Consider the following 13,737-nt stretch of genomic DNA (forward strand, 5'->3'; position numbering starts at 1 on the left):
AAATCGCAGTTTGGAGTTAAAATGAGTGATCAACAAGTTGTAGTAGTGAAACATCCGTTAATTCAACATAAATTAACGATTATGCGTCGAAAGGACACCAGCACCGTAAAATTTCGTACATTGATGCATGAAATCAGCATGCTGCTTGCTTATGAAATTACTCGTGATTTAGAAATGGAATATGAAGAGATCGAAACACCTTTAGCCTTCATGCAATCACCTGTTTTAAAAGGTAAAAAAATGGTTTTTGTTTCGATTTTGCGTGCCGGTAATGGTTTAGTCGATGGCATGTTGCAACTTGTACCGACAGCAAGAATTGGTCATATTGGCTTGTATCGCGACCCCAAAACTCTTGAGGCCGTTGAATACTACATTAAACTTCCAGAACATACTCGCGATCGAGATGTTATTGTGGTTGATCCAATGCTAGCTACTGGAAATTCAGCCATTGCCGCAGTTAAAGAAATTAAAGCCATAAGTCCTAAATCCATTAAATTCCTCTGTCTACTCGCCTCACCTGAAGGAATAGCGGCGTTTCATGAAGAACATCCTGAGATCCCTATTTTCACAGCATCAATAGACCAACAGCTCAATGAAAAAGGCTACATTATTCCTGGTTTAGGTGATGCAGGTGATAGACTTTATGGAACAAAACTGGAGTATTAGCTGCGGCAAACTAAATAAATTAGTCAAGAACCTCTACTAGCACATGTAGATTCTGTTGAAATATTAGCTTCACAGTGTTAATATTGCACATTGTGCACGGTATTATATAATGGAAAGGATATTTTTCATGTCATCAAAAGAATCTACAGCAATACTTCCGTCTCTTGCAGTAAATAAAAAGTATTCTTGGACAAAAGATGATACCGTCTGGATGTTAAGTCTTTACGGTACTGCTGTAGGTGCTGGAACGCTATTTCTCCCCATTGATGCCGGATTAAATGGAATCTGGCCTTTAATTATAATGGCGATACTTGCCTTCCCCATGACCCATTTTTCTCATCGTGCTTTATGCCGTTTTGTTTTATCAGGATCTTCGAGCCAAAATGACATTACCGGTGTTGTCGAAGAACATTTTGGTACCTTTGCAGGAAGAATACTGACGGGTTTATATTTTTTTGCAATTTATCCCATCTTATTAATGTACAGCGTAGCAATTACCAATACCACTGAAAGTTTTCTGGTAAATCAGTTGGGTGTGTCCGCGCCCCCCCGAGCACTTTTAGCCATAATACTCATCCTTGCACTCATGTCTATAGTCCGCTTTGGACAGGAAATAATTGTCAAGTCGATGTCCGTAATGGTTTATCCTTTTGCAACAATATTATTATTCTTATCACTCTATTTAATTCCCAACTGGAACAACGCCATTTTACAGCAAAGCAATTCATTACATGCTAATGGCGGGCATGGTCTCTTGATGACGCTGTGGTTAGTCATTCCAGTTATGGTATTTTCCTTTAATCACTCGCCGATTATTTCCTCATTTGCAGTCAATCAAAAAGAACGACATGGTAGCGAGGCAGATAGAAGCAGCACCTCCATTATGCGCTATAGCCATTTACTCATGGTCTTTTCAGTCATGTTTTTTGTATTTAGCTGTGTTTTTAGTCTTTCACCACAAGACCTTTTACAGGCGAAACTGCAAAACATTTCTATCTTGTCTTATCTAGCCAATCATTTTAAAACGCCACTCATTGCCTGCATTGCGCCTGTTATTGCTTTTATTGCAATTTCCAAATCATTTTTAGGCCATTATTTAGGTGCTAAAGAGGGTCTGAGCAGCATTATTGTGAACATATTAAAACCAACAGGAAACACAATAAGCCAATGTAAGCTCCAACGAATTATTGAAATTTTTATGATACTCACATGTTGGATCGTAGCGACCATAAATCCCAATATCTTAAAAATGATAGAAACTTTAGGTGGACCTGTCATAGCTGTTTTGTTATTTATCATGCCTATGTATGCTATTGCTAAAATTCCAGCAATGAAAAAATATCAGTCACATAAAGTAAGTAATGTATTTACGGCAGCAATAGGCATCATCGCTATTTCAGCCATAGTATATGGGTTATTTTAATCTAAACTCAGTAATACATGGGCAGCAGTCCAAACACTAGGAGTAATACTGCGCCCGCCCTTTATTTGTTCCAAATTTGATCAATCTGTTTTTTTTTCATATACTTCATTTGACTCTCTTAACTTTTAATCCACCCCTGGGGAGTGTGAAGATGCCAGTAGTTACTAAGAAAGATGCTTTGAAAAAAATTGCAGCAGACTTACTCTGTGAAAAGAGCAAAGTTGATAATGCTTATCGCAGTACATTAGATCTAAATTTCTATCATGACGTGCCATTAATTGATAACAGTGACTGCGAGAGAATAAAACGGAGAAAAGATGTAATTGACGCGGTATATCAAGAGCTTTTTAATGCTATAGCACCATTCTCTACTGCAGATCAAAAATATATACCTGTATCAGGAAATTTACAGGAGCATATTAATAAACATATTGATACCTTAGATGAAACACAAGCAGAAGCAGCCCTGAAAAGTTTTACAGATGAAAATAGCTTTATTAGTCAGCTTACTCAACCTATGGATAGAAGTGAAATGGTCAAACCTGATTGCTCTCCCTTTAGTACCGACAAGAAGGATCAAGCCAAAAATATTAGTGCCATTAGAGGTCATACTATTGATGGAGGCTGGGCACTTTCCTTTTTCTCCAAAATAATAAATTTAGCTAAAGAAGCTCTAGGTGTAAAAACATCTTCTGAAAAGGTACTTGACAGCACAATGGAATTAGCACGCTCATCATTATCCTAGAAAAAGCGGTTGTGTCCGTAACGAGCAAACTAAGGATGCTAAAAACCATAGATTCAGTGTCATTAGCTTGTGCAGTAGAACGCAACTGCTTTTTCCAGGATTATCGTAGGTTACAAATCTATTTCCATTCCCAGCAAAATATGAAACAATTCTCATCAATCCCATCCAGTACTTGTTTTCAATGCACGTTGAATTTCATCAGATACCTATAGAAAACATTCAAGCAGGACAGTATCAACCCAGACAGGATTTTAATGACACTGCCTTAAAAGAGCTCGCCCAATCGATTATATCTCAAGGTTTAATCGAGCCTTTAATCGTCAGAACCATAGCAAAACAACGCTATGAAATTATCGCGGGAGAAAGACGATGGCGTGCGGCAAAAATGGCAGGATTGCAAACAGTACCTTGCCTCATTGGAAACTATACTGACAAACAGGCTTGTGCACTCACCTTAATTGAAAATATTCAACGAGAAGATTTAAATTTGATTGAAGAGGCAAGCGCTTATCGGCGTTTGCTTGATGAGTTTCATTATCATCAAGATGAAATCGCCACTTTAGTAGGAAAATCACGTAGCCATATTGCCAATATTATTCGATTACTAAATTTGAGTGGACAAATAAAAGACCTAATTCGGGATAAAAGCTTATCTTTTGGTCATGCACGAGTTCTCGTCGGATTAAATCCGGCCCAGCAGGAATATTTAGCCACAAAAACGATAGAACAACAATGGTCAGTAAGGCAGTTGGAACATGCTGTTAAAACGCAAAAAAATAAAGAGCCCCTCCCAAAAAATGCGAAAAAAGATCGCGACATTGAGCGCTTACAAACCGTATTATCAGAACAAGTAGGTGCACCTGTGCACATAATAAACGACAATGAGCAAGGTGGATGGCTGCAAGTAAAATTTTTTGATAATGATACTCTTGCGGGACTTTTGGAACGTTTAGGCTTAAGATATGAATAGTCCGGTGTTTACAAAATATGGTACAGCAAAAGGAACGACATCGATGAAAAGAACCTTGACTGGCGTGTTTTTATTGGCCTTATCCACAATATCACATAGCATCAGTATCCAAGGTGAAGTCGATCAATTAATAAAACGCGTTAATCCTAATGTTAATCTTGGAATAGTCGTCCTTGACCTAACCTCAGGTCAAACGCTATATCGTCGTAATGCAGAACGGTTATATATCCCCGCAAGTAACCTGAAAATTTTTTCTGAAGCAGCAGCCTTAATGGTACTTGGTCCCGATTACCGCTTTAAAAACCAATTAAGTATGAGTGCAGGTAAAATACAACAAGGAGTGCTGCAGGGAAACGTTTATGTACGACTTAGTGGCGACCCATCTTTTAATCGCGATGATTTAAACACTCTTCTTTCTTCATTGCACAAGTGGAATATCAATACCATTCAGGGAAATGTATACATTGACAGCAACCTCGCTAATGTAGATCCCTATCCGCCAGGCTGGCTCACAACAGATCTATCGTACAGTTACGGTGCACCCAACGCTCCAGTGATGGTAGATTCCAATCGCTTGACTGTAACGGTAAATCCTGGCGCTCAAGCTGGAGATCCAGCGATTGTAGAGGTAGATGATGGAGGTGGCGCCATCGCCTTAAATAACCAGGCAACAACTAAAGCGGATGCTAAGGGCTGTGGTGTAGGTTTTAGTTTAGATCAAGAAAATCACTTAACCGTTCGTGGTTGCGTTGGTGTTGGGCAGTGGGCGGTGCAACAACGAATGGCGATAAAAAATCCTTTAATGTATGCACAAGGCATGATTAAAAGCCAATTAGCAAAAGCAAATATCCAACTCACTGGCGAGGTCCAATTAGGTAAAACTCCTGAGGGTTCTTTATTAATTGCAACCCAACACTCCAAACAAGTATCGCAATTGATGGCGGATACGTTAAAGCCTTCAGATAACCTCTATGCAGACAGCTTATATTTGCATGCTGCAGAAAAGCTCAATAACGGAGTACCAGTCAATTGGCGAAGTGCACAACCTCTAATTAAGAATTTTTTGCAGTCACAAACAGGAATTGATTTTAGTAATGCCATTTTTACTGATGGTTCAGGCTTATCAAGATATAGTTTAGTCACCCCAGAGCAAACCATATCATTGTTAAAATTCTTATATCAACGTTTTCCATTATCTTATGAATACATCGCAGCATTACCAATATCAGGACGAGATGGAACATTGCAAAAAAGATTTCGCATTCCAACACAGCAAGGATTTGTACGCGCTAAAACAGGTACTATGACAGGAATAAATAGCCTTTCCGGGTATTTATATACTGCCAATGGCCATACATTAGCATTTGCAATGTATGTCAACCGACAACCCGGCAAAGCATCAGGTCCTGGCCGTCCCGTATTGGATGCGCTGTGCACTTATTTTTTGCAAAAAAGCCCGGGAAGCAATCGCTTGAGTCGAGTTTTTTCACCACATCAACGTATTAACTTTCAATTGAATCCAACTCAGGCTGAACGACAAAAAGCACATCAAGCGAAGTGGCGACGATTAGAGTCAGCCATACGCACCGCGCTTCGCGGCCAAGCGGTCAATGTCATCTATAGGGGTAATGAGCTTATTATAAGCGATAACCAGACTGATCCTGGAAAAGTATGGTCAACGTTACAGTCCGTCGTCAAGAAATATCCTTTTGCAGTCATGTTAACGTCTAAGACGCTATCAGTTAATCCTCTAGGTAGCCCTACACTACTCTGGGTAGAAGCTTCAGACACAGCCAATCAGGCACAAAGAACTTGGAGCATTCACGAGGCTGCGTAAATATAATCATCACGGAGATGCAATTGAATTCACTTTTTAAAATTGTTTTATTGATTTTTTGTTTTCTTCATTCCCTACATGCAGCACCTAGTTTTTTAACAATTAGTGACATACATTACGGCAGTAGTAACTTATCACGTGATGGAGAAGACACCGGCCCTGAATTCCTCGATGTTGCCATGCAGGAATATGAGAAATTAAGTAAAAAAGTAGATTTTATTCTTTGCCTAGGCGATTTACCCACCCACTCTTTATTTAACACCACTAAAAAAGGTGAATTTGAAAAAACAGTGTTTGATGACTTATATAAACACGATAAGGATCTGAAACCTATTTTTTACATTACAGGAAACAATGATTCATTGCAGGGTAATTATCAACCCTTTGAAACGAATGGCACTTCTCCGTTAAATTTTGCTGCAGGTTGGAATGGGGCCTGTGCTCATTGTAAAGAATTAATTATCGATGACAGTCACATGAATCACGATGGATATTATTCCAGTTATGTAATACCTGGAAATAAAAAAATTATCTTAATTGCCCTAAACGCGACTCAATGGACAAAAACCCCCATACTTGAAAAATATCCCAATCAAGAACACGATGCCTTAATCCAGCTTTCATGGCTAAATGAACAATTAAAAAAGCATCATGGCAAACAACTATTAATTGCGATGCATGAACCTCCTGGAAATTCGTATCGGGGGCAACCCATATGGCATAAACCGTACCTAGACGAGTTTATAAAAATATTAAATAACAACAAAAAATCATATGGGGAAATTACCCTGCTTACCTCACATACCCATATGGATGAACTTAGGAAAATTAACTTAAATAATGGTACTAATATCTATGCTTACTCTACCCCAAGCGTAAGTCGTATCCATCATAACTACCCAGGTATGAAAATATTTAATATGAATAAGAACCTAAGCATTACAAATTTTACGACGTATTACACAAGTCATTTAAACAGCTGGGATGCTCAGCAATATCAAGCGATAAATGCCTCTAATGCCATTTTTCCGCATTGTCAGCACAAGACTTTATCTCAATGCCTTAATCAGTTAAATACAAAACAAGTGTGTCATTATTTAGATAAGGGCCTGTTTTATGGAGTGAAAAGCCCTAATGTGCCAATACATCAATGCAATACAACATATAGAGTCAACCCTAATTGACAAATTCATAAATCAACTCTAACTTTGGTATCAGTTATCATTTAAAGGACCCAAAAATGAAAGCACTTTACACAGCAACAGCACGGACACACGGTGGTCGAGATGGTCATATTGAAACATCGGACGGCTTATTAAGACTGGACCTGGCGAAACCTAAAGAACTTGGTGGCCCAGGAGACGGCACAAATCCAGAAGAATTATTTGCCGCAGGTTATTCTGCATGTTTTGAGAGTGCCATGCGTCATGTTGCTCGTTTACAGAACATTTCTCTGCAAGACATCTCCATTCTTTCACAAGTCTCTTTGTATTCTACTCCAGAACAAGGATTTCAACTTGGAGTTGAGATGCATGCTCATATCATGGGCTTAAACCAAAAAGATGCGGATGCATTAGTAGCCAAAGCCCATGAAGTTTGTCCTTATTCTAAAGCAATTCGTGGCAATGTTGATGTGACATTTAAAGTAAGCGTAGAATAAAGCAACTCCACATCCCTGTATGTGTTATTGGCAAAAAAAGCTAAATAACCGTAGGCTGGGCTGCCAAGCCCAGCAAGCCACTAAAGTATTCCTTCTTAGAAACACTATAGAGAAGATACGTGTTAATTGGCTACATAATGCAATTTTGGAGAATACGAATTAACTCAGGAGATACTAGGCTTAACAGCCTAGCCTACATCGTTCATTTTTGGCAACGAATTACCTGACATATACAATCCCAAGCGTAGTGGGAGCTCTCCATACTGTAGCAGTGTTTCGATGAGAGCTCATTCCTCTACGCTTGGGATAATAGAAAACTCGCCTCAGCCAGGCAACGAGGCTATCTCTTTCTCAATCAGATGCTTAGTTGTTTCTGAACGTTAATATTTTCTGCAACCACCCTGCTGAGCTCACCAAGATGATCCTCTGAACGAGTCGTCTTTTTACTCGCAAAAAAATCATATATTGGATTATTGTGCTTTTTTATTATTTTCATATTTTCAGTATCTTGCGTAAATGCTTTTATAAACGCATCAATCTCTTGCAAATTTCCACGCTGGCATTTCAAATCAAAAATAAATTGCTTTAATAACTCACCTTTTTCACGACGGGAAGCACTAAATGAATTCCCCATACTCAACGCATTGGTATGAATTGCATTTATTACTTTTACTAAATCAGGAGGCAAATGGGCATAAGAAGAAGGTGAATATTGCTGTATCGCATCTTCTGCTTCCTTACGGCGTTTCTTTGCTGATTCAGGAGGAGGCGTGAATTTAAAAATTTTATTGTATGCTTCTTTAAATATCTCTGCTAACCAAGAATGTGCTTTCATAGTCGGATGGATGACATCCCAAAACATGTAGTCCTCAGCCGGAGAAATATGTTTTTCTTGATCCTCCGGATTTTTTTGATTTTCCTTAAATTCCTCAGAATCAATATATGCGGATTTTAATTTCTTTTTATCGAATCCATATTCGTCACAATGATAATAAATGTCTGCAAAGGGTATGCTGACGTCAAAAATTGAAAGATTCAAAGGAATATTTAAATCATTATATTTTTCAATAATTTGATTTACTTTAGCTGCCAATTGCTCATTAAAATGTTTCGAGCATTTAGCCGCATTATCTTGTTCTGTTTTACTTTTAGCCTGATATTTTGGGGTTAAAGAAAGATCAGGCAAATTCACGAGAACAAAATTTCGATAGCCTTGTTGAATCAAAACTTCAAGATTGGCGATACGCGCATGGACTGCATTATCTGCCTCAAGAAAAGTAGGCTCCGAATTTACCGTAAGTAAATCATTCGCACCCGACCACTCAATAATTAACGTTTCTGCTTTTTCCTGAGCACTAATGCGATACTTTTTATCGTCTGCAGTGAGTAACTTTTGTTTCTCTTCTAAATTGGCCAAGATCAGCCTGATTACTTCGCTTTCAGGATTCGGGGTAAACTTTGTTTTGTAATCGTATGAGGTTAAGCCTGCTTCGCAATAAAATCGGGCAAAGCGCTCTCCTTTATATAAAATATGCTTGTCATTATTTAGACTAAATGCTTTCTCATTTTTTCTTAATAAATGGCGATCATTGGCCAAAATTGCATCGGCTACATCTGCATTTCCTCGCGCATCGCGAGCAAGTTTCATTTTTTTGCGTACTTGATCAATTTCGAATTGTTCAATCACTGCCGTAACAAAGTAATCTCCCCAGACAAATCCATTGGTAAAGCGTCCTCTAGGTGCATCAAAACCTACTTCATAAAGATCTCCCAAAGGAATAAAACCAAATAGCATACGCTTATCAAAAGTACCTCTATCTGATAGGCTATCTCCCAAAACAACCAAACGACTAATCTTAATCCTAGATGCTGGCATATTAATCTCCTTATTAAAGATCATCGACCAAGATCTCCATCCTTTTGCAGGAAAAAACTAGGATAAGTCTAAGTTGCAACCTTAAATCTCCTAAACCTGATCCTTGCTCAATGCTCAAGGAAGGAAAGCCGAAATAAACGATTACAAAGTATTTAAAAGATATGAAATCACGCTGCGTTGTACTACTTAACGATACAAATTAGAACGATTAAATTTACTTTCATTACCTACTGTAGTTGTTAGAACATAAGTAATAAAGGCAAGGACAACTGGAAAAAACATCCCCTTGATAAACTTCATTTTATTGAGAATTTTATGTTGGTTGCTTGGACTGTTCCTGATAATATAAACTTATTTGTCAAAAAATGTCTATGAAAAACAATCAATTTGATCTCATTGTATTAGGTGGAGGCAGTGGTGGTATCGCCAGTGCTGTTCGAGCTGCAAAATACGGCGCCAAAGTAGCCGTGGTAGAACCTAGCTATTTAGGTGGCACTTGCGTTAATTTAGGCTGTGTTCCCAAAAAAATAATGTTCAATGCATCCATGATTCGTGAAATCATGCATCATGCACCAGAATATGGTTTTTCTTCGGCGTCAACTCAACTTGACTGGAATAGCCTAGTTAATAGACGTAATGCCTATATAGAACGGCTCAGGGAAAATTATGCCAAACGGTTTGCCCAATTTAATATCACACGAATTCAAGGTATGGGAGCATTCCATGATGCGCACTCAATCAAAGTAAATGACTCCGTTTATCAGGCACAGCATATCATCATCGCCACTGGTGGTGAACCGTCACAGCCAGGGATTCATGGCGTTCAGCATGCAATTGATTCGGACGGCTTTTTTGCTTTAACCAAACAACCTGCAAAAGTCGCCATTATTGGCAGTGGATATATCGGGGTAGAACTAGCTGGGGTATTAAACAGCCTGGGTAGTGAAACACATCTTTTAATGAGAGGAACACGACCTTTATCTCGGTTTGATGAGGTTTTGGGAAATACGTTAATGGAGATGATGCAACAACAAGGTATCCATATCCATCAAAACCATAAAGCACACGAAATCAATTTACATAGTGATGGTAGAAAATCTATAGTATGTGCCGCTAGTGGTGCAATTATTCAGGATATAGACGTCATTATTGCCGCAGTAGGAAGAAAACCGAGAACATCTGGATTAAACCTAGAAAAAGTAAACGTTGCAATGGATCAACATGGTTTGGTCTTAGTCGATGCATTTCAAAATACGAGTACTCAGGGAATCTATGCATTAGGTGATGTAACGAATGCACCTGCACTTACTCCTGTAGCAATTGCCGCAGGCCGACGTTTGGCTGATCGTTTATTTGGTAAACAACCTGACGCATGCTTAAATTATGACAATATTTGCACCGTGATCTTTAGTCATCCTCCCATCGGAACGGTGGGGCTTAGTGAACAAGAAGCCATAGCGCAATACGGTAAAGAGCAGATTAAAATCTATCAAACTCGTTTTACTCCTATGTTTGATGCATTCGCAGAAGAAAAAACACCTACAGTGATGAAATTAGTCACCTTAGGGAAAGAAGAGAAAATTATTGGTCTGCACATTATTGGATTAGCCGCTGATGAAATGCTCCAAGGCTTTGGTGTTGCAATAAAGATGGGCGCTTGTAAAAAAGATTTTGATAATACGGTCGCTATTCATCCTACGAGCTCAGAAGAATTAGTAACTATGGTTTAATAATATGAGTGACGCAATTCGCAGTTTTCAAGGTAAATCACCTTCAATAGGCCAAAGAGTTTTCATTGATCCAAAATCGGTAGTTATTGGCGATGTACTTCTGGGGGATGATGTATCTGTTTGGCCTATGGCAGTAATACGTGGTGATGTGAACTCAATTAAAGTAGGCAATGCGTGTAGCATTCAAGACGGCGTTGTTTTACATATTACCCATGACGGCCCTTACACTTCGGGAGGGCAACCATTAATTTTAGGCCAAGGCATTACCATTGGACATCGTGCTGTATTGCATGGCTGTACGGTAGATGACTTCTGCCTTATTGGTATGGGTGCATTAATTTTGGATGCAGTACATATTCAGCATCATGTAATGGTTGCTGCCGGTTCTGTAGTCACTCCAGGAAAAGTATTGGAGAGTGGTTATTTATATCTGGGTAACCCTGCTAAAGCAGTTAGAAAGTTAACGGATCAAGAGCTCGAAATGTTAGAGTATTCGGCTCAACATTACGTGCGACTAAAGGATAAACATTTGGCATCAATCTAAGTATGTATCAGTGCGATAGAATGGAGCTCGTGAAAACGACGACGTTGCTACAAGTATTGTTCTAATTTTAATCTAAAATAAAAGAAAATGGACCAATGAATGATTGTAAATGACGCAAACTCCTTTGGAAATAGAAATATTAAAAACTGAACGATTAAGAACAACAATTTTATCTATTGTTTTTGCTCTATTGTCCCTCATGTGGATAATATTTATTGTCCACTCTCCTCAAGTTTTTTTTCAGATAGCAAAAATACCCGCCTTGATTTTGCCAAGTTATTTAGGTGGGGTAGCGCTCTATTTTCTATTGATGCGCCAAGTAACTTGTTTATACATAGACCATAAAAAGAATATGCCTATCTTTCTACGTTATTTAAGTGGCTTTATTGAAATAAATATTCCAACGGTAGGGATCATTATTGCAGCAACGGTACAAACACCTGTTTATGTTCTTTTAATGCCCCCTGTTTTACTCTATTTTATTTTTATTATTCTTACTTCACTGACATTAAATGAATGGTTATGTCGATTTGCTGGATTAGTTGCAGCCATTGAGTATTGGGGACTTGCCTATTACATTCTAAATTATACAGATATTGAAGGCATTGATTACTACCTCGTTGCATGGTTTTCCTTTGCTGCCCGTGGAATAATTTTATTGATTGGAGGGATAATTACAGGATTTGTCACCTCACAAATTAAAAAGCAGTTTTTTACCGCCTTTGAAGCTCAAAAAGAACGTGATCGAATTGAAAATATTTTTGGGCAGCATGTGTCGCCCGAAGTCGTATCCAAATTATTATCAAAAGACGGCAATTTAAGCGAATACATACCCGTTTGCGTTATGTTTTTAGACATACGTAATTTCACTCATTTTACCGAAGCAAACAAACCCTCAATTGTTGTTAGTTATCTCAATAATCTTTTTAAATTTATGATTCAAATCATTCATGAGAATAAAGGCATTATTAATAAATTTTTAGGCGATGGTTTTATGGCTGTATTTGGTGCACCCATTTCCAGCAGCAATGATGTAGCCAACGCAGTAAATGCAGCATTGGCGATTATTAAATACTCTGAAGAGGAGGTAAAAAAAGGCAACATACCTGATCTAAAACTAGGAATAGGACTGCATTTTGGCTATGTGGTAACCGGTACAATTGGGACAAAAAAAAGACAGGAATATACCATTATAGGCGATGTTGTTAATTCAGCTGCACATATAGAACAGTTGAATAAAACCTATAACACTAACGTGCTTATCTCTGAAGATGCCATTAAAAATCTACCAGAAATTAAGGCTGAATTTGTTGGTAATGCCACACTAAAACATCGCGATAATCCTATTAAATTATACAAATTAGCGTGATTCATTTTGCACTGAATCAGAACATTAATCTTTTATTAATTCCTTGATTTTAGAATCAATGAATCTGTCTCATAAATATCAATTTTTACTTCTTCTAGGAACTAGTTACAGCTCAGTTTTAAGGGCTACGAGGACCATTGAGCGTATGCTCACCAGGCTCATTTTGTTTTTGTTGTCGCATGATACCAAATTTATTAACCAGCCCCACATCACTCATCTTTGTTGGTTGTGCTGGCTCCATAATATGCTCATATTGATTGAGGCATTTTTCCATTTGCTCAATGAGTGCTTGCATATGTGCAGTTTGTTCAGCCATGCATAAACTTATTGATTTCATCTCTTCAATTCCATCTTCTAAATCATCTAGCCTTTTTTCAAGTGTCATCTAATTTCCTTATACACATTATAAAATTTATTCAATTACAAATAATGTTGGGCTATAAAAATTTTTCTCCAGTTTGAAATGAAGTGAATACTAACAATTATTGAACCATAACTCGAGTTACTTCGGGTATTTTCATGATTAAATCATCTGTGTATGCACTGGAAGGAGTTTGAAAACCAATTGGCGCATTTCCAGATAAAATATTTTGTATAATCAATAGAGTAGATAAAGTAGTTAACGTATAGCCATTAGGCGTAGTCATGACTGCAGCAATTTTTTTTCCTGCTGTGTTTGTTACTTCAGCATAGATTTTTACAATTGAGTTTTGCCTTTGTTCCTCAGTAGGTCCAGCAGGTAATTGATTAATTTTATTCATTAGATATTTTTTCATTGGAGCCCAACTTAAAAGCCGTTTAAATAAATTAATAACTGCTTTAAACTTGATGACTTTTTGAGGTTGACCTTTCCCCTAAATTAGTACCACCTCCATGATGAGATTCGCTATTTTATGCCACCCGCCTTGCATACTCAA

Annotated in this window: 13 protein-coding genes; 10 read left to right on the forward strand and 3 right to left on the reverse strand. The window is 38.0% G+C overall.

Annotated features, from left to right (window positions below; all coding sequences use genetic code 11):
- Nucleotides 1-21 precede the first annotated feature (21 nt).
- The 7 genes from upp to BGO44_RS13830 all read left to right on the forward strand — a co-directional run bounded on the left by upp (nucleotide 22) and on the right by BGO44_RS13830 (nucleotide 7,301).
- The gene (upp, locus tag BGO44_RS13800; RefSeq protein WP_058509310.1) at nucleotides 22-666 is read left to right on the forward strand and encodes a uracil phosphoribosyltransferase; all 645 of its coding nucleotides are present in this window, start codon (nucleotides 22-24) and stop codon (nucleotides 664-666) included.
- A gap of 127 nt (nucleotides 667-793) precedes the next feature.
- On the forward strand, nucleotides 794-2,089 hold the full coding sequence (locus BGO44_RS13805; RefSeq protein ID WP_273197467.1) for a serine/threonine transporter: 1,296 nt from the start codon (nucleotides 794-796) through the stop codon (nucleotides 2,087-2,089).
- Between the two features lie 151 nt (nucleotides 2,090-2,240).
- Nucleotides 2,241-2,834 (forward strand): hypothetical protein, encoded by a 594-nt coding sequence (locus tag BGO44_RS13810; RefSeq protein ID WP_058509308.1) that lies wholly within the window; start codon nucleotides 2,241-2,243, stop codon nucleotides 2,832-2,834.
- 181 nt (nucleotides 2,835-3,015) lie between these two features.
- Entirely contained in the window at nucleotides 3,016-3,804 is a 789-nt protein-coding gene (locus BGO44_RS13815; RefSeq protein WP_273197468.1) for a ParB/RepB/Spo0J family partition protein, read from the forward strand.
- Between the two features lie 43 nt (nucleotides 3,805-3,847).
- A complete protein-coding gene (gene dacB, locus BGO44_RS13820) occupies nucleotides 3,848-5,641 on the forward strand; it encodes a D-alanyl-D-alanine carboxypeptidase/D-alanyl-D-alanine endopeptidase (RefSeq protein ID WP_273197470.1) in 1,794 nt (597 codons plus the stop codon).
- Between the two features lie 23 nt (nucleotides 5,642-5,664).
- Nucleotides 5,665-6,825: a metallophosphoesterase gene (locus BGO44_RS13825; RefSeq protein ID WP_273197472.1), complete on the forward strand. Its 1,161-nt coding sequence runs from the start codon at nucleotides 5,665-5,667 to the stop codon at nucleotides 6,823-6,825.
- A gap of 56 nt (nucleotides 6,826-6,881) precedes the next feature.
- Entirely contained in the window at nucleotides 6,882-7,301 is a 420-nt protein-coding gene (locus tag BGO44_RS13830) for an organic hydroperoxide resistance protein (protein ID WP_273197473.1), read from the forward strand.
- A gap of 355 nt (nucleotides 7,302-7,656) precedes the next feature.
- On the opposite strand, the gene BGO44_RS13835 is transcribed toward BGO44_RS13830, so the two are convergent.
- A complete protein-coding gene (locus tag BGO44_RS13835; RefSeq protein WP_273197475.1) occupies nucleotides 7,657-9,177 on the reverse strand; it encodes an SGNH/GDSL hydrolase family protein in 1,521 nt (506 codons plus the stop codon).
- Between the two features lie 371 nt (nucleotides 9,178-9,548).
- Between BGO44_RS13835 and gorA the strand changes: the two genes are divergently transcribed.
- The 3 genes from gorA (at nucleotide 9,549) to BGO44_RS13850 (ending at nucleotide 12,820) form a co-directional block, all read left to right on the forward strand.
- Nucleotides 9,549-10,907: a glutathione-disulfide reductase gene (gorA, locus tag BGO44_RS13840; protein WP_273197477.1), complete on the forward strand. Its 1,359-nt coding sequence runs from the start codon at nucleotides 9,549-9,551 to the stop codon at nucleotides 10,905-10,907.
- 4 nt (nucleotides 10,908-10,911) lie between these two features.
- Complete coding sequence (locus tag BGO44_RS13845; protein ID WP_058509304.1) at nucleotides 10,912-11,451, forward strand: gamma carbonic anhydrase family protein; 540 nt, start codon at nucleotides 10,912-10,914, stop codon at nucleotides 11,449-11,451.
- 109 nt (nucleotides 11,452-11,560) lie between these two features.
- Nucleotides 11,561-12,820, forward strand: a complete 1,260-nt coding sequence (locus BGO44_RS13850; protein WP_058509303.1) for an adenylate/guanylate cyclase domain-containing protein — start codon at nucleotides 11,561-11,563, stop codon at nucleotides 12,818-12,820.
- 118 nt (nucleotides 12,821-12,938) lie between these two features.
- On the opposite strand, the gene BGO44_RS13855 is transcribed toward BGO44_RS13850, so the two are convergent.
- Both BGO44_RS13855 and BGO44_RS13860 read right to left on the reverse strand, forming a co-directional pair.
- Nucleotides 12,939-13,205 carry a hypothetical protein gene (locus BGO44_RS13855; RefSeq protein WP_058509302.1) on the reverse strand — a complete coding sequence of 89 codons (267 nt, stop codon included), beginning with the start codon at nucleotides 13,203-13,205 and terminating at the stop codon, nucleotides 12,939-12,941.
- A gap of 97 nt (nucleotides 13,206-13,302) precedes the next feature.
- Nucleotides 13,303-13,581: a saccharopine dehydrogenase family protein gene (locus tag BGO44_RS13860; protein WP_273197480.1), complete on the reverse strand. Its 279-nt coding sequence runs from the start codon at nucleotides 13,579-13,581 to the stop codon at nucleotides 13,303-13,305.
- Between the last annotated feature and the right edge of the window lie 156 nt (nucleotides 13,582-13,737).

It is taken from the genome of Legionella sp. 39-23 (assembly GCF_001897665.1).
Classification (GTDB): Bacteria; Pseudomonadota; Gammaproteobacteria; order Legionellales; family Legionellaceae; genus Legionella; species Legionella steelei.